Annotated in this window: 16 protein-coding genes, 1 pseudogene and 1 riboswitch; of the genes and pseudogenes, 16 read left to right on the top strand and 1 reads right to left on the bottom strand. The window is 43.7% G+C overall.

Annotated elements, in window-relative coordinates; all coding sequences use genetic code 11:
- Positions 1 to 5 precede the first annotated feature (5 nt).
- From HMPREF9960_RS04100 to HMPREF9960_RS04050, 11 genes are all read left to right on the top strand, one after another.
- On the top strand, positions 6 to 824 hold the full coding sequence (locus tag HMPREF9960_RS04100; RefSeq protein ID WP_005589807.1) for a PrsW family glutamic-type intramembrane protease: 819 nt from the start codon (positions 6 to 8) through the stop codon (positions 822 to 824).
- A gap of 182 nt (positions 825 to 1,006) precedes the next feature.
- Positions 1,007 to 2,560, top strand: coding sequence for a ClC family H(+)/Cl(-) exchange transporter (locus HMPREF9960_RS04095; RefSeq protein ID WP_005589811.1), 1,554 nt, complete (start codon positions 1,007 to 1,009; stop codon positions 2,558 to 2,560).
- Positions 2,561 to 2,687: 127 nt separating this feature from the next.
- Complete coding sequence (gene efeO / locus HMPREF9960_RS04090) at positions 2,688 to 3,560, top strand: iron uptake system protein EfeO (protein ID WP_005589812.1); 873 nt, start codon at positions 2,688 to 2,690, stop codon at positions 3,558 to 3,560.
- Positions 3,561 to 3,564: 4 nt separating this feature from the next.
- Complete coding sequence (gene efeB, locus HMPREF9960_RS04085) at positions 3,565 to 4,773, top strand: iron uptake transporter deferrochelatase/peroxidase subunit (protein WP_005592139.1); 1,209 nt, start codon at positions 3,565 to 3,567, stop codon at positions 4,771 to 4,773.
- Positions 4,751 to 6,448, top strand: coding sequence for an FTR1 family iron permease (locus HMPREF9960_RS04080; RefSeq protein WP_005592240.1), 1,698 nt, complete (start codon positions 4,751 to 4,753; stop codon positions 6,446 to 6,448). The genes efeB and HMPREF9960_RS04080 overlap by 23 nt, the downstream gene beginning before the upstream one ends.
- Positions 6,441 to 7,148: a twin-arginine translocase subunit TatC gene (gene tatC, locus HMPREF9960_RS04075; protein WP_005589815.1), complete on the top strand. Its 708-nt coding sequence runs from the start codon at positions 6,441 to 6,443 to the stop codon at positions 7,146 to 7,148. The genes HMPREF9960_RS04080 and tatC overlap by 8 nt, the downstream gene beginning before the upstream one ends.
- On the top strand, positions 7,148 to 7,333 hold the full coding sequence (locus tag HMPREF9960_RS04070) for a twin-arginine translocase TatA/TatE family subunit (RefSeq protein WP_005589816.1): 186 nt from the start codon (positions 7,148 to 7,150) through the stop codon (positions 7,331 to 7,333). The genes tatC and HMPREF9960_RS04070 overlap by 1 nt, the downstream gene beginning before the upstream one ends.
- 170 nt (positions 7,334 to 7,503) lie before the next feature.
- Positions 7,504 to 8,487 carry a GMP reductase gene (guaC, locus tag HMPREF9960_RS04065; protein WP_037586165.1) on the top strand — a complete coding sequence of 328 codons (984 nt, stop codon included), beginning with the start codon at positions 7,504 to 7,506 and terminating at the stop codon, positions 8,485 to 8,487.
- Positions 8,482 to 8,579: riboswitch (purine riboswitch) on the top strand. (Overlaps the previous gene by 6 nt.)
- A 104-nt stretch (positions 8,580 to 8,683) precedes the next feature.
- A complete protein-coding gene (locus HMPREF9960_RS04060; RefSeq protein ID WP_005589818.1) occupies positions 8,684 to 9,265 on the top strand; it encodes a xanthine phosphoribosyltransferase in 582 nt (193 codons plus the stop codon).
- 1 nt (position 9,266) lies between these two features.
- Positions 9,267 to 10,532: a nucleobase:cation symporter-2 family protein gene (locus tag HMPREF9960_RS04055; protein WP_005592204.1), complete on the top strand. Its 1,266-nt coding sequence runs from the start codon at positions 9,267 to 9,269 to the stop codon at positions 10,530 to 10,532.
- A gap of 241 nt (positions 10,533 to 10,773) precedes the next feature.
- Positions 10,774 to 12,114, top strand: a complete 1,341-nt coding sequence (locus HMPREF9960_RS04050) for an MATE family efflux transporter (RefSeq protein ID WP_005589821.1) — start codon at positions 10,774 to 10,776, stop codon at positions 12,112 to 12,114.
- 54 nt (positions 12,115 to 12,168) lie between these two features.
- Here the strand turns inward: HMPREF9960_RS04050 and HMPREF9960_RS04045 are convergent.
- Positions 12,169 to 12,357 (bottom strand): annotated as a pseudogene (locus HMPREF9960_RS04045) (4-oxalocrotonate tautomerase); the annotation flags it as partial.
- 160 nt (positions 12,358 to 12,517) lie between these two features.
- Here HMPREF9960_RS04045 and HMPREF9960_RS04040 point away from each other — a divergent pair.
- From HMPREF9960_RS04040 to glyA, 5 genes are read left to right on the top strand one after another with little or no spacing between them, the layout of a single operon-like run.
- Complete coding sequence (locus tag HMPREF9960_RS04040) at positions 12,518 to 13,090, top strand: thymidine kinase (protein WP_005589825.1); 573 nt, start codon at positions 12,518 to 12,520, stop codon at positions 13,088 to 13,090.
- A 35-nt stretch (positions 13,091 to 13,125) separates the two neighbouring features.
- Complete coding sequence (gene prfA, locus HMPREF9960_RS04035) at positions 13,126 to 14,205, top strand: peptide chain release factor 1 (protein WP_005589827.1); 1,080 nt, start codon at positions 13,126 to 13,128, stop codon at positions 14,203 to 14,205.
- The gene (gene prmC, locus HMPREF9960_RS04030; RefSeq protein WP_005589829.1) at positions 14,205 to 15,035 is read left to right on the top strand and encodes a peptide chain release factor N(5)-glutamine methyltransferase; all 831 of its coding nucleotides are present in this window, start codon (positions 14,205 to 14,207) and stop codon (positions 15,033 to 15,035) included. The genes prfA and prmC overlap by 1 nt, the downstream gene beginning before the upstream one ends.
- Entirely contained in the window at positions 15,028 to 15,618 is a 591-nt protein-coding gene (locus HMPREF9960_RS04025) for an L-threonylcarbamoyladenylate synthase (RefSeq protein WP_005589831.1), read from the top strand. The genes prmC and HMPREF9960_RS04025 overlap by 8 nt, the downstream gene beginning before the upstream one ends.
- Before the next feature lie 47 nt (positions 15,619 to 15,665).
- A complete protein-coding gene (glyA, locus tag HMPREF9960_RS04020) occupies positions 15,666 to 16,928 on the top strand; it encodes a serine hydroxymethyltransferase (RefSeq protein ID WP_005589833.1) in 1,263 nt (420 codons plus the stop codon).
- The last annotated feature ends 1 nt before the right edge of the window (position 16,929 follow it).

Raw genomic sequence — 16,929 nt, 5'->3', positions numbered from 1 at the left:
TACTTATGAAGAAAAATATTGTTCTTTTCATTTTTCTCCTTCTGAGTGCGATTGGCTTGGAATACGAGACGCAAGCTTATACTACTGGCAGTATGTCAGGTACTGGTTATGGAATTGTCGGACTGTCAGCCCTTTTGGCCCTGCTCTATATCATCCCAGCTCTGCTTTTGATCCGCAGCTTGGGTAAAAAATGGCAGACACCTGCATTTAGCCTTGGGCTTGCTCTGCTAGGTGGGCTATTCATTTCTGGATGGACGTCTGGCTTAGCCAATACTTATATTCACGAGTGGGTTAGTACGAGCTTTCCAAATACAGTGATCAGTTATCTGGAGAATGCTCTCGCAGCTCCGCTGGTTGAAGAGCCGCTTAAGCTTTTGGCAGTTGCTTTCGCTGTCTATCTAGTGCCAGTCAAAAAACTTAAAGGCTTTTTACTGTTGGGAATTACAGCTGGCATAGGTTTTCAGATTAGTGAGGACTTTTCTTACATCCTTTCCGATCTTCCTGAAGGATTTTCCTTCACTATCTCTGGCATTTTAGGGCGTATCACAGGTGGGGTAGCTTCTCACTGGCTCTATACCGCTTTGACCACTATTGGATTAGCTCTGATGTTCCGATTTGCTAAAACGCAAAAGGTCTACTTTAAAGCTGGACTATTTTATTTCTTATTAGCTTTTGTTCTCCATTTCCTCTGGAACTCTCCATTGACTTCTATTGAAACGGATATCCCAGTCATCGTTCCTATCATGACTGCTGTGGCTGTCTTCATTTTCTACCAAGCTTATCGAACAGCACACAAGATTGATCAGGAAGATTTGTCAATCTAAACACGAAACGACCTTCAAGGTCGTTTTTTGATGTCCAAACTGCATTTTTGGCATTCTTTTAAATCTGATAAAGTTGATGTTAAAAAATTTATGTCCAAAAGCAAAATGTTCATGGCTATCGCCTTGTTTCTGGCCTATATTTTGTGCTAAAATGTTGCTATAAGATCTTTTGGAGAGAGATTATGATCAAACAAAAAGAACAGATTTCTGATACGAGAAAAGAATTTAATTTTATATCCAGCTCTATTATTTCCCAAGTGTTCAGGGGGATTCTGGTAGGCATTTTTGCTGGACTAGTAGTGGGAGCATTTCGTTTTTTGATTGAGAAAAGTTTTCACTTGGTGCAAGCGACTTATGTGAGGGGCAGGAGCGAGTGGATTTGGCTAGTAGCCTTGCTTTTCTTCTATGCTTTCATTGTCTTTATTAATGCTAGATTGGTAGCTACAGAAAAGGATATAAAGGGTTCAGGGATTCCGCAGGTTGAGGCTGAGTTGAAAGGCTTGATGTCACTTTCTTGGTGGAGCATTCTCTGGAAAAAATTCTTAGTTGGTATTTTAGCGATTTCCAGTGGCTTGATGCTGGGACGTGAGGGACCGAGTATTCAGCTAGGAGCGATGAGTGGAAAAGGCATATCTAAGTGGCTGAACTTGAGTCCGGTAGAGGAGCGGACCTTGATTGCCAGCGGTGCAGCTGCGGGCTTGGCTGCGGCTTTTAATGCGCCAATTGCAGGTTTGCTATTTGTTGTTGAGGAAGTGTACCATCATTTCTCCCGCTTCTTTTGGGTTTCAACCTTGGCTGCAAGTTTGGTGGCAAATTTTATTTCGCTGTCTATATTTGGCTTGACTCCCGTTCTGGATATGCCGGATAATATTCCTTTCATGGGGCTGAATCAGTACTGGATCTATATCTTGATGGGCCTGTTTTTAGGATTGGCTGGCTTTCTCTATGAAAAAGCAGTTCTCAATATTCATTTGGTTTATGAAGCTCTGGGCAAATTTTTTAGAATACCCAAAGCTTACTATCCGATTTTTGCCTTTGTTTTAATCATTCCGATTGGCTATTTGCTGTCTCATTTGCTGGGTGGTGGGAACCAGCTGATTTTGTCTCTGACGAGTGCTCATTACACAGTTGGAACCTTGCTTCTCTTTTTCTTACTCCGTTTTGTATGGAGCATGATTAGTTATGGTAGCGGTCTTCCTGGTGGCATTTTTCTGCCCATTTTGGCTTTAGGTTCTTTACTAGGCGCAGCAATTGGAGCCCTTTGTGTGGAGGCTGGCTTTATCACGCAGGAACAATTTCCAATTTTTATCATCTTGGGAATGAGTGGGTATTTTGGCGCCATTTCCAAAGCTCCGCTAACAGCTATGATTCTCGTGACGGAGATGGTGGGAGATATTCGAAACCTTATGCCACTGGGCTTGGTCACTCTGATGGCCTATATTGCCATGGATCTTCTGAAGGGAGCGCCTGTCTATGAAGCCATGCTTGAAAAAATGCTGCCAGATCGGATTGAAGATGACGGAGAAACAACCCTGATTGAAATTCCTGTTTCAGAAAAGATCGCAGGTCGGCAGGTGCATGAATTGGAGCTACCGCATGGCGTTTTAATCACGATGAATATCCATAAGGGCAAGACTCAGACGGTCAACGGAGCCAGTCGTCTCTACCTAGGAGATACGATTTATGTAGTCGTTAAGAAAACGGAAATTGGCAAAATTAAAGATATTTTGCTTTAAAATACTTGTTTCTTGACTCAGAAAGAAGAGTTTTATTATAATTATCTGACAATTTATTGAAATATGAGAAATAAATTGTTATAATTTATATGAATTCGCCCCTTTTAGGGAAAATAAAGGAGTCAAGATGAAAAAACTTGGAATTGTCTTATTGTCAACAGCTATTTTACTGACTGGCTGTGCTGCTAATCAAAAATCGAATACAAGTGCCAGCAGTTCGGAAGCGAAAACAAGTCTATCGGCCTCTGACCAGAAAGCTTTGGATAAGGCAACAGCAGAGTATAAAGCCTTTGTACAGAAAGAAATTGATCAATTATTGACGGATACGGAGAAATTCAGAGATACGCTCAAAGAAGGCAAGCTTGATGAAGCCAAGAAAATGTATCCGCTAATTCGCATGAGCTACGAGCGTTCAGAGCCGATTGCCGAAAGCTTCGGAGAGTCTGATGTGAAGATTGACTTCCGCTTAGCTGACTATGTGGATGAAAATAAGACTGAAGAAGGCTGGTCAGGCTTCCACCGGATTGAAAAAATTCTGTGGGAAAGTAATACAACGACTGGTACAGAGAAATATGCAGACCAGTTGGTCAATGACATCAAAGAATTAAAGGCTAAAATCGCGACTGTTGAGGTTACGCCAGATATCATGCTGACTGGTGCAGTCGATCTCCTTAACGAAGTGGCGACCAGCAAGATTACTGGTGAAGAAGAAATCTTTTCACATACGGATTTGTATGACTTCCGTGCCAATATTCAAGGGGCAGAAAAGATTTTCGAACTCTTTAAACCTTTGATTGAGAAGAAAGATGAAAAACTGGTAAAAAGTATAGAAACTGAGTTCAAGAATGTCAATAGTTTGCTAGACAAGCACATGACTGATTCTAAGAATTATAAACTTTATACCGAATTGAGCAAGGAAGATACTAAAGAGCTAGGAGAAGCTGTCACAAAATTAGGCGAGCCTCTCTCGCAAATGGGTATCATCCTAGATGGGAAGTAAGAAGATGACCAAGGACGAAAAATGGTTTAATAAAAAAATGGATCGTCGGGAATTTCTTAAAAAAGCAGGGATTGGAGGCGCAGGCTTAGCACTTGGTGTCTCCAGTGCATCTGCTTTTTTCGCTAATCAAGCGAAAGAAGACAAAAAATTGGCTGACGGCGATGAAGAAATCAGTTTTTATGGTGAGCACCAAGCTGGCATTACAACAGCCATGCAAAAGAATATCTATTTTGTCATTCTGGACTTGCATACGACGGATAAAGAGACCATTATCCAGATGTTCAAGGACTGGACCGCCTACAGTGAAAAGTTGGTCAATGGGGAGCTAGTTAAAAAAGATGGTTCTAATGCCCTCTTGCCGCCTACGGATACTGGAGAAACGGTCGGACTCAACCCTTACCGACTGACCTTGACCTTTGGCGTCTCCGCCTCTTTCCTGAAAAAAATGGGCTTGGAGAATAAAAAGCCTAAGGAATTTCGCGACCTGCCTCCTTTCCCTAAGGAACAACTAAAAGAGAAATATACTGGCGGTGACATTGTCATTCAAGCTTGTGCAGATGATGAGCAGGTGGCTTTTCATGCCGTTCGCAATCTAGTTCGTAAAGCGCGAAATGCTGTCACTATGAAATGGAGCCAGGCTGGTTTTGCTGCTATTGGCGATCGTATGTCTACTCCCCGCAATCTATTTGGTTTTAAAGACGGTACGGCCAATGTCACCAAGGAGAAAGATTTTGACAAGGTGGTTTGGTGTGACAGCAAGGACTGGATGAAGGGTGGCTCTTATATGGCTGTCCGCCGAATCCAGATGTTTCTTGAGACTTGGGATCGGACCAATCTGCAAGAGCAAGAAAATACCTTTGGTCGTTATAAGGAGAGCGGAGCGCCCTTTGGCAAGAAGAATGAATTTGACGAGGTAGACTTGGATTTGCTTCCAGTTGATGCACATGTGCGACTAGCCAAGGAAGTCGACAAGCCTCTCTATCGTCGTTCCTATTCTTATTCGGATGGTATTGACGAAACAACGGGTCAATTTGATACAGGCCTCCTTTTTATCTCTTTCCAAAAGGATCCCGACAGTTTTATCAAAGTCCAGACAAATCTTGGAGCACAGGATAAGATGAATGAATATATCACCCATGTGGGCAGTGGCTTGTTTGCTTGCTTCGGTGGTGTCAAAGAAGGAGAATATCTTGGTCAGAAATTATTTGAATAAGATCCTGTTTTTACTTTTGGCGCTCGTACTCCTAGCTCAGCCTGTATCGGCTGAGGATTCTTATAGCAGTCTCTTTATCAAGATTACGGATGCCAGCACAGCCGTTCAAAAAGGCGACCAAGCTAGTGCCAAAGAATTGCTGGAGGAAATCCAGACAGAATTTGCGGCTTTAAGCAACCATGACTCGGCTGCAGGGAAAGAAGTCAGCAAGGCATTGACTATCTCAGGCGATGTAACAGAGGACAAGCTAACCAAGGTTTCAGCTGCTCTTTTGGCTTTTGAAAAGGAGCAGAATCCCGTTGATCTCGAGGCGGAAAAAACCAAGCTGGTCAATAAACTAGAATCAAAATTTCAAGCTCTTCAGGCAGCGATTAAGAGCAAGGATCTTGAAAAGATTCGTGAAGCCTATAAAAAAATGAATTCGACTTGGACCGCCAATGAAGGAGTGGTGCGGGATCATAGCACGGCTCATTATGGCAAAGTGGAGACGGCCATTTCCTTTTTACGGAGTGCCATTGAGACGGAGACAACGGATTTTGAAGCTATTCAAACTTCTTATGATGACCTGAGAGCAGCGATTGATAGCTTTGTCAAGGGAGAAGAGGCATCTGCTAGCAGTGAGAATCTTACATTGGAGGATGGTATTGGCCTTCTGAAAAAGGCTCTGCTTGCTTTCCAAAAAGGAGACGAAAAGCAGGGCAAGGCTGCGATGAAGAAATTTATCACGATTTGGCCAAGCGTTGAAGGAGATGTCAGCACTAAAAATCCCTCCCTCTATACCAAAGTAGAAAGCCAGTCGCCTGTCATCATGGTGAAGGGCAAGGATAAGGACTATCAAGACCAGCTCGAGTCCTTAATCAGTGAGCTAGAACAGATTGACACCAGCGGATCTTATACTTTCTTTGATGCCATGCTGATTTTGCTGCGTGAGGGCGTTGAGGCTCTTTTGATTGTGATGGCACTTGTTACGACGCTCAAAGCCTCCAAGATGAAAAAAGGCCTCAAATGGGTTTATACTGGTGCTGGCTTGGGCGTACTAGCCAGTGCGGCCATTGCTATTTTGCTGCAAACTCTTTTTCCAGCCGTTGCCTCTGGCTCCAATCGTGAAATTATTGAGGGGGCAGTGGGGATTTTTGCAGTTGTCATGATGATTTTGGTCGGCATTTGGCTCCACAGCAAGTCCTCTGTCAAGAAGTGGAATGACTTCATGGAAAGTCAGATGCAGGCAGTGACAGCCAGTGGTAGTTTTATTTCCATGTTTGCCCTGAGCTTTCTCGCTGTTTTCCGTGAGGGAGCGGAGACCATCTTGTTCTACGCAGGAATTTTACCTCGCATTACTGCTCTAGATTTCTTTTTAGGATTGGGACTTGCTATTTTGGTTTTAGTTTTGCTTGCAATTCTAATGACCAAGGCTAGCAGTCTCATTCGGCCTCATCGGATTTTCTTTGGTCTGACCTGGCTGATTTATGCCTTGGCCTTTAAAATGTTAGGTGTCAGCATTCATGCCCTGCAATTAACAGCCATTTTTCCTAGTCACTTGCTGTCTCATCTTCCAACCATTGATTGGCTGGGAATTTATCCGAGCTTAGAAGTAGTACTGAGTCAAGCCATCTTTCTTGTCGTTGTTCTTTATGTGACCTTTAGAAATCGGCAAAAGGAGCGAGCAGATGCCTAATAAGGAACAGACCGTTGTTGAACACCTGACGGAATTTAGATGGCGCTTCCTTGCTGTCTTAATCTGGTTCGGTTTGATTTTTCTGGTCAGTCTGCTTTTTGCAGCGGATATTTACAAATGGCTGACCGCTTCTTTTGAGCAGAAGCTGATTGTATTGGGACCAGATGACATCCTTTGGATTTATATTAGCTTGGCTAGTCTTGTGGCTTTCTCACTAACCCTGCCTTTTATGGTCTATCAGATTTGGGAATTTATCCGACCTGCTCTGAGAAATAGTGAGGCAAAGGCGATTTTTGCTTACATACCAGCCACATTTTTCAGCTTTGTCTTGGGCTTGGCCTTTGGTTTTTACTTTGTCAGCCCTGCTATTTTGCAAGTTTTGCTTTCTTTAGGTGATGGTTTATTTGCTGTCCAGATGACAGCGCAGAACTATCTGTCCTTTCTGTTTCACACGACCATTCCGATTGCTTGCTTGTTTGAATTGCCTGTCATTGTGGCCTTTCTGACATCAATCGGTTTGCTCAAACCGCAATTTTTGATAAAATATAGACGCTATGCCTATTTCGTTTTATTGGTATTAGCAGTTGTCTTGACGCCGGCTGATTTCATCAGTGACTTGTCAATGACAGTGCCACTGATTTTGCTGTATGAAGTTAGTATCCTACTGAGTAAAATGATTGAGAAAAGGAGAACATCGTAATGGGAATTTTAAAAGACATTGGACTACCAGGGCTTATTGTTATCGTCCTAGGTGCCTTACTGATTTTTGGACCAAAACGTTTGCCAGAGCTAGGGCAGTCTATTGGAAAAATGTTTTCAGAGTTTAAAAAGGCAGTTGACGGAGGAGCAGAAGACTCCAACTCAGATAAAAATAAGAAAGATTAAAACACGGGCGACCGTGTTTTTCTTAATTTCCGAACATTATCAATAATATACTTGAAATATTTTACAAAATCTGTACCTTGTGATATACTTTTTCTGGAAACGTCTGGATAGATGTAGCGATGCCGAAGAGCATAGGTAGGTCATTTTTAAGTATTGATAAGGAGTTTTCCATGCTCAATGATTTTCAGGTTTTTGACTATGAAGATATTCAACTAATTCCAGCGAAATGTATTGTGAAAAGTCGCTCAGAGGCTGATACCAGTGTGAAATTCGGTAAACATACGTTTCGGATGCCAGTCGTTCCGTCCAATATGCAGACGATTATTGACGAATCTGTCGCTGAAGAGCTTGCTCGAGGAGGCTATTTCTACATTATGCACCGTTTCGATGAGGAAGGGCGCAAACCATTCGTTAAACGAATGCATGAGCAAGGCCTGATTGCATCGATCTCTGTCGGTGTGAAAGACTATGAGTATGACTTCGTTAGTAGCCTTAAAGATGATGCACCTGAATACATTACCATAGATATCGCACACGGGCACTCAGACAGCGTGATTCAAATGATCCAACACATCAAGAAAGAACTACCAGAGACCTTTGTCATTGCTGGAAATGTCGGAACTCCAGAAGCCGTGCGGGAGCTGGAAAATGCTGGCGCGGATGCAACTAAAGTCGGCATTGGACCAGGCAAGGTTTGTATTACCAAAGTCAAGACTGGATTTGGTACAGGAGGCTGGCAGTTATCTGCTCTTCGTTGGTGTTCAAAGGTTGCCCGCAAACCTATTATTGCGGACGGAGGGATTCGGACGCATGGCGATATTGCCAAATCAATCCGCTTCGGAGCCAGCATGGTCATGATTGGTTCGCTCTTTGCCGGGCACATTGAAAGCCCAGGGGAAACCATTGAAGTAGACGGTGATAAGTTTAAAGAATACTATGGTTCTGCATCCGAGTATCAAAAAGGTGCTTATAAAAATGTCGAAGGCAAGAAGATTTTGCTGCCGGCCAAGGGTCACTTGCAAGACACATTAACTGAAATGGAGCAGGATTTGCAGAGCTCGATTTCCTATGCAGGAGGTCGCGATTTGCATAGCCTAACTCGTGTGGACTATGTCATCGTTAAAAATTCCATCTGGAATGGCGATGCTCATTAATGAAATAGAATAACTTATTTATCTTGCTAATGATTGGGGCAAGGTCTCTACAAGATGCCAAACATCTAACAATAAGTGAGTCTAATGACTTTCTGGTACTTTTAGTGTCAGGCTATTTGTCATTAAAAGAAAGGACTTGCTTATCGTGGCAGGTCCTTTCTTCATTATTGAACCAAGATATGTTAAGAGGAGATACATGAAAAAATTAGAAGAGAGAATTCTGCAAGACGGCAACGTTTTAGGAGAAAATATTCTCAAAGTTGACTCTTTCCTGACCCATCAGGTTGATTTTTCGCTTATGAAAGAAATCGGACAAGTATTTGCCGAGCATTTCAGGGATGCAGGCATTACAAAAGTTGTGACGATTGAGGCTTCAGGGATTGTACCGGCTGTCTATACGGCGGAAGCCTTGGGTGTTCCAATGATTTTTGCCAAAAAGTCTAAGAACATCACCATGACTGAAGGGATTTTAACGGCGGAAGTATATTCCTTTACCAAGCAGGTCACTTCGACTGTCTCCATCGCTAGTAAGTTTTTGGAGTCAAGTGACAAGGTCCTGGTCGTTGATGATTTCTTAGCAAATGGTCAGGCAGCCAAGGGCTTGATTAAAATCATTGAAGAAGCTGGTGCTGAGGTAGCAGCCGTTGGAATCGTGATTGAGAAATCCTTCCAAGACGGTCGAAGCTTGCTAGAGGCTCAAGGACAAACAGTTCTTTCCTTGGCTCGAATTGACCGATTTGAAAATGGAAAAGTTGTATTTAGAGAGGCAGATCTATAAGATGAACTATAATGAAGAAAAACATTCACAGGCAGCCATTTTAGGTTTGCAGCATTTGTTGGCTATGTACTCAGGCTCCATTCTGGTACCGATTATGATTGCTGGGGCTCTGGGATACTCGGCTGAGCAGCTGACTTACCTGATTTCGACAGATATTTTTATGTGTGGTGTTGCAACTCTCTTGCAGCTTCAATTAAATAAATATTTTGGTATCGGTCTGCCAGTCGTGTTGGGCGTAGCCTTCCAGTCTGTTGCTCCTTTGATTATCATTGGGCAGAGCCACGGTAGTGGTGCCATGTTTGGTGCCTTGATTGCATCCGGGATTTATGTTGTTCTGATCGCTGGGATTTTCTCAAAGATCGCTAATCTATTTCCATCAGTTGTGACTGGTTCGGTCATTACGACCATTGGGCTGACCTTGATTCCAGTGGCCATTGGCAATATGGGAAATAATGTAGACAAGCCAACCGCCCAAAGTCTGATTCTAGCAGCTGTGACGGTGCTGATTATTCTTTTGATTAACATTTTTACCAAAGGTTTTATCAAATCCATCTCTATTTTGATTGGTTTGATTGTCGGTACGGGCATTGCAGGTGCTATGGGCTTGGTGGATTTGACGCCCGTCGCACAGGCTCCGCTGGTCCATGTGCCAACCCCTTTCTATTTCGGAGCACCAAAGTTTGAATTTTCTTCTATCGTAATGATGTGTATCATCGCAACGGTCTCTCTAGTAGAGTCAACGGGTGTATACTTAGCGCTTTCTGACATTACGAAAGATAAAATTGACAGCACCCGCCTACGAAATGGTTATCGAGCAGAAGGACTTGCGGTCCTGCTGGGTGGTGTCTTCAATACTTTCCCTTACACAGGATTTTCTCAGAATGTTGGCTTGGTCAAATTATCTGGTATCAAGACGCGGTTGCCGATTTACTATGCGGCTGGCTTCCTGATTCTCCTCGGCCTTTTGCCAAAATTCGGAGCCTTGGCACAAATTATCCCAAGTCCAGTTCTTGGTGGTGCCATGCTAGTTATGTTTGGTTTTGTGTCTGTTCAGGGGATGCAAATCTTAGCGCGTGTTGACTTTGAGCACAGCGAGCATAATTTCCTCATTGCAGCTATTTCTATCTCAGCAGGTGTCGGACTCAATGGTAGCAGTCTTTTCAACAGCTTACCGACCAGCCTTCAGATGTTCTTCTCAAACGGAATTGTCATGGCTAGTCTGATTGCCATTGTCCTAAACGCGATCTTAAATCGCAAAAATAAATAAGAAAGAGAGTGGGACAGAAATCGGTAATTCGTTAAAATTCGATTTCGTCGTCCCACCTCCGCACAGTTGAGTAGGGCTGTAAAAGCTGATGAAATCAGCGTAGTAGAGCCCACTCAACCACTGCGTCTTGCTCGACAATCCAAAGACAATTGAGAGGCTAGGACTTTTGTCCCAGCCTCTTTTGACTATTCAGCTGGCTTGTAGTATAGTTAAAAAAGAAGATTAAAAAAAGGACTTCAACATGTATCAGACTTATCATTTGAAACAACGCCTAAGCTTGTTTGTCTCAATTTTTCTTCCCATCCTGATTTATCAGCTGGCAAATTTCTCGGCTTCCTTTGTTGACACGACCATGACGGGCCAATACGATACCTTGCATCTGGCAGGTGTCTCTATGGCGACCAGTCTGTGGGGTTCATTTTTCTCTTTTCTAACAGGGATTGTGTCTGCTTTGGTACCGATCATCGGTCATCATTTGGGACAGGGGAAAGATGAAAAAATTGCATCAGATTTTTATCAGTTCATCTATCTTTCTTTGGCTTTATCGCTGATTTTATTTGCGCTGGTATTTGTGGGTGCTCCTTTGGTTTTGCAGCGTCTAGGCTTAGACCCTTTGGTAAAAGATGTGGCCCAGCATTATCTTTGGTACTTGTCCATCGGTATCATTCCCTTCTTGCTCTTTAGCGTCATTCGCTCTCTCTTGGACGCTTTGGGGCTGACTCGGCTTTCTATGTATTTGATGCTTTTGCTCCTACCTTTGAATGCTAGCTTTAATTATGTGTTGATTTATGGAGCTTTTGGTTTTCCGGAAATGGGCGGAGCTGGTGCGGGACTAGGCACTTCTTTAGCTTATTGGGTTTTATTACTTATATCATTATTATTAGCCATCAAACATCCTAAAGTTCGCCAATACCAACTCTGGAAAATTCGTCCCTTGAGTAAAGCTGGTTTGGCTGAAGGTTTTCGCTTAGGCTTGCCAATAGGAGGGACAGTCTTTGCCGAAGTTGTCATCTTTTCAATCGTCGGACTAGTGATGTCAAAATTTTCTTCTTTGATTATTGCTAGCCATCAGGCTGCCATGAATTTTTCAAACTTAATGTATGCTTTTCCTATGAGTATCTCTACAGCTATGGCCATTATCGTCTCTTATGAGCTGGGGGCTGAAAGACTTGACGATGTGAAAAAGTATTGCACTTTGGGGAGAATTGTAGCATCTGGGTTTGCGGTCTTTACTTTGATTTTTCTCTATATTTTCCGAGACAAGGTTGCCAGTCTTTATGGCTCTGATCCAGAGTTTATTCGTCTGACCTCAATCTTTCTGACCTTTAGCCTCTTTTTCCAATTGGCTGATACGATTGCCGCTCCTTTGCAAGGAATTTTGCGAGGTTATAAGGATACTCAGGCACCATTTTACTTAGGCTTGCTAGCTTACTGGGGCGTTTCCTTGCCCCTGGGCTTGTTTTTAGATCAGGCTACGGACTTGGGACCGTATGGTTACTGGATTGGACTGATTGCGAGTTTGGTCGTGAGTGCAATCCTCTACCAACTGCGATTGAATTATATCCAAAAGAAGCGACGCTGAGCGTTTTCATCATAAAATCAAAAAAGCTGAGTTATTATCTCAGCCCTTTTGATTTTATTTTGTTCGCATTTCACCTTGAGGGAAGTAAGTGCCTTCTGGCATGTCGTTGATGATGACATGGACAGCAGACTGAGGTGCGCCAGTATTTCTGACAACGGCTTCGGTGACTTCCTTAGCCAAAGCTTTCTTTTGTTCCAAGCTGCGGCCTTCAAATAAATCAATTCTTACAAATGGCATATGATTTCTCCTTTTCTTTTGCTAATCTTATTTTATCACAAATTAGGTTTTAAAGAATAGTGAATTGTGGTAAAATAATAGGAAGTACGGTCGGTCTTTCCAGCAGAGTTTGTGGACAGTGCTGAAAGTCCTAGAAAGACAATACTTAGAGAGAATGTAAGAATAAATGGCTCAGTTATATTATAAATATGGCACAATGAATTCGGGCAAGACCATTGAAATTTTGAAAGTGGCCCACAACTACGAAGAGCAGGGCAAAAGCGTAGTAATCATGACCTCAGCTGTCGATACACGTGATGGCTTTGGCGTTGTTTCCAGCCGTATCGGCATGAAGCGAGCTGCGATGGCAATCGAGGACCAGACAGATATTTTTGGCTATATTCAAAGCCTGCCTGAAAAGCCTTACTGCGTTTTGATTGATGAGGCTCAGTTTTTGAAACGTCATCATGTCTATGATTTGGCTAGGGTGGTGGATGAGCTGGATGTTCCAGTCATGGCTTTTGGTCTGAAAAATGACTTTCGCAATGAACTCTTTGAAGGTTCCAAGCATCTCTTGCTCCTGGCTGATAAGATTGACGAAATCAAGACTATTTGCCAATATTGCTCTAAAAAAGCAACTATGGTTTTGCGGACGGATAATGGGAAACCTGTCTATGATGGCGAACAGATTAAAATCGGTGGCCATGAGACCTATATTTCTGTTTGCCGCAAGCATTATTTCAATCCACCCATTAAGTAGAATGAATTAGAAAATCAAGGAGATAGATTACAAAGATGAATATTTATGACCAGTTACAGGCAGTGGAAGACCGCTATGAAGAGCTTGGAGAATTGCTCAGTGACCCTGATGTGGTCTCAGACACCAAGCGTTTCATGGAACTTTCAAAGGAAGAGGCTTCTACTCGTGATACGGTAACAGCTTACCGTGAGTACAAACAAGTCCTTCAAAACATCGTTGATGCCGAAGAGATGATTAAGGAATCTGGCGGAGATGCGGACTTGGAAGAAATGGCCAAGCAAGAACTCAAAGATGCCAAGGCTGAAAAAGAAGAATACGAAGAAAAACTGAAAATTTTGCTCCTTCCAAAAGATCCAAACGACGACAAGAACATCATCCTTGAAATCCGTGGAGCAGCTGGTGGAGATGAAGCGGCGCTTTTTGCTGGAGATTTGCTGACGATGTATCAGAAGTATGCGGAAGCCCAAGGCTGGCGTTTTGAAGTCATGGAAGCCTCAATGAACGGTGTCGGTGGTTTCAAAGAAGTAGTGGCCATGGTTTCAGGGCAATCTGTTTACTCTAAACTCAAGTATGAATCAGGTGCTCACCGCGTGCAACGGGTCCCTGTGACAGAAAGTCAAGGCCGTGTTCATACTTCAACAGCCACAGTTCTGGTCATGCCAGAAATCGAAGAAGTAGAATACGATATTGATCCCAAAGACCTTCGTGTGGACATCTACCACGCATCTGGTGCTGGTGGACAGAACGTCAACAAGGTTGCGACTGCCGTTCGTATCGTTCACTTACCAACCAATATCAAGGTGGAGATGCAGGAAGAACGTACCCAGCAGAAGAACCGTGAGAAGGCGATGAAAATTATCCGTGCGCGTGTGGCTGACCACTTTGCGCAAATTGCCCAAGACGAGCAAGACGCGGAGCGTAAGTCAACCATTGGTACTGGTGACCGTTCAGAACGGATTCGTACTTATAACTTCCCACAAAACCGTGTCACAGACCACCGTATCGGCTTGACCCTGCAAAAGCTAGATACCATCTTGTCTGGTAAATTGGATGAAGTTGTAGATGCCTTGGTGCTCTATGACCAAACGCAAAAACTAGAAGAGCTGAATAAATAATGACCCTAGCTCAATATTTAGCTGAGCTAGAGCAGGAGCTGGTAGTAGCGGGAGAAGAAGCGGAAAGCCTGTCTTTCGTTTATCGAGCTCTCAATGAGCTCTCCTTTACCGATTTTGTTCTCAAGCTTCAGGCAGAGGTTAATCAGGAAGATCGTGACCAGCTGAAAGCAATTCATGAGCAGCTGCTCGCTCATAAGCCAGCCCAGTATATCATTGGGAGCAGTGACTTTCACGGCTTGACTCTCAAGGTTGATGAGCGAGTTCTGATTCCAAGGCCTGAGACAGAGGAACTGGTGGAGCTGATTTTGTCGGAGAATCCTGAAAAATCCTTGTCAGTCTTGGATATCGGAACGGGTAGCGGAGCCATCGCTCTTGCGCTGGCAAATAGCCGTCCAGATTGGCAGATTACTGCTTCTGACCTCTCAGAAGATGCTCTTGCCTTGGCGGCAGAAAACGCCCAGTCCTGTGGGCTTGATCTTGCCTTTGTCCAATCCGATTGCATGGAAGCGATTAGCGGGACATTTGACATCATCGTGTCCAACCCACCCTATATTTCAGAAGCAGATAAGGATGAAGTTGGACTTAATGTTTTGACCTCAGAGCCTCATATGGCCCTCTTTGCGGAGGAAGATGGCTATGCCGTCTATCGGAAAATAGCAGAGCAGGCAGGAGACTATCTGACAGAAAAAGGAAAAATTTATCTGGAAATTGGTTACAAGCAAGGAGATGGCGTCAGGGAATTGCTGAAAAAATCTTTTCCCCAAAAACGAATCCGAGTCTTGAAAGATCAATTTGGCAAAGATAGAATGGTGGCGATGGACAATGGATAAGATAGAAAATACTCTGGCAGCAGGCGGAGCAGTTGTCCTGCCGACAGAAACTGTTTATGGCCTCTTTGCACAGGCTTTGAATGAAGAGGCGGTTGAGCGAGTCTACGAATTAAAAAGACGACCGCGTGACAAAGCTCTCAATCTCAATGTGGCTAGCTTGGAAGATATTTATGCCTTTTCCAAGAACCAGCCCAGCTATCTGGAACAAGTCTATCAAGCCTTTCTACCTGGGCCGCTGACTATTATCCTCCAAGCCAATGATCGAGTGCCTGCTTGGATCAACTCAGGTATGGAAACCGTAGGTTTTCGGATTCCTAAGCATCCAGTTACGCTGGACTTGATTCGCAAGTACGGTCCCTTGATTGGTCCATCCGCCAATCTTTCTGGAAAAGCTAGTGGAACTTCTTTCCAGCAGATTATGATGGATTTTCAAGAGGAGGTCTCGGGAGTAGAAGATGATACTGCTCTGACAGGTCAGGATTCAACTATTCTGGATTTATCTGGAGAAAAGGCACGTATTCTGCGTCAGGGTGCCATCACTCGCGAGGATATTCTCGCCCAAGTAAATGATATAACATTTTAACTATTAGGAGCCTAGCGCCCTATTTTCTCAAAAGAAGGAGACACTTTATGATTTTTGACCAAGAAGACTACAAAGCATTTGACCAAAAACTCTGGGATGCCATTGCCAATGAGGAAGAGCGTCAGCAACATAATATCGAGCTGATCGCTTCAGAAAATGTCGTTTCTAAAGCTGTTATGGCGGCTCAAGGTTCTATTTTGACAAATAAATATGCTGAAGGCTACCCAGGTCGTCGCTATTATGGTGGAACAGACGTAGTGGATGTTGTGGAGAGCTTGGCTATTGAGCGCGCCAAGGAAATCTTTGGTGCCAAATTTGCCAATGTGCAACCTCACTCAGGCAGTCAGGCCAATTGTGCAGCTTATATGGCTTTGATTGAGCCAGGCGACACAGTGATGGGCATGGATTTGTCTGCGGGCGGTCACTTGACTCACGGTGCTCCAGTCAGCTTCTCTGGTCAAACCTACAATTTTGTATCCTATAGCGTTGATCCAGAAACAGAATTACTGGACTTTGATGCTATCCTCAAGCAAGCCAAAGAAGTTCAGCCTAAGCTGATTGTGGCGGGGGCTTCAGCCTATTCTCATATCATCGACTTTTCAAAATTCCGTGAAATCGCTGATGCGGTCGATGCCAAGCTGATGGTCGATATGGCTCACATAGCTGGTTTGGTTGCTGCAGGTCTCCATCCAAGCCCTGTGCCTTATGCGGACATCACAACTACGACAACCCACAAGACCTTGCGCGGCCCTCGCGGTGGCTTGATCTTGACAAATGATGAAGACTTGGCTAAGAAAATCAATTCAGCTATATTTCCAGGTATTCAGGGTGGACCATTGGAACACGTCATTGCAGCCAAAGCAGTGGCCTTTAAAGAAGTGCTTGCCCCAGCTTTCAAGGTTTATGCTCAGCAAATTTTGGATAATGCTCAAGCTATGGCGCAGGTCTTCCGTCAGCATGACAAGTTCCGCGTGATTTCTGATGGTACTGAAAATCACCTTTTCTTGGTGGATGTTACTAAGGTTGTAGAAAATGGGAAAGTAGCGCAAAATCTCTTGGATGAGGTCAACATTACGCTCAATAAAAACTCCATCCCTTACGAGACTTTGTCACCATTCAAGACCAGTGGCATTCGTATCGGTACAGCAGCCATTGCAGCTCGAGGCTTTGGTGTCACAGAAAGTATCAAGGTGGCTGAGCTTATTATCAAGGCTCTGGAAAACGCTGAAAACGAAGCGGTGCTGAACCAAGTGCGAGCGGAAGTTCGTGAATTGACGGATGCTTTTCCGCTCTATGAAGGTTTGAACTAAG

The sequence above is a fragment of the Streptococcus cristatus ATCC 51100 genome (assembly GCF_000222765.1).
Taxonomy (GTDB): domain Bacteria; phylum Bacillota; class Bacilli; order Lactobacillales; family Streptococcaceae; genus Streptococcus; species Streptococcus cristatus.
Note: the sequence above shows the minus strand (reverse complement) of the source record. Positions and strands in the feature narration are given on the sequence as shown.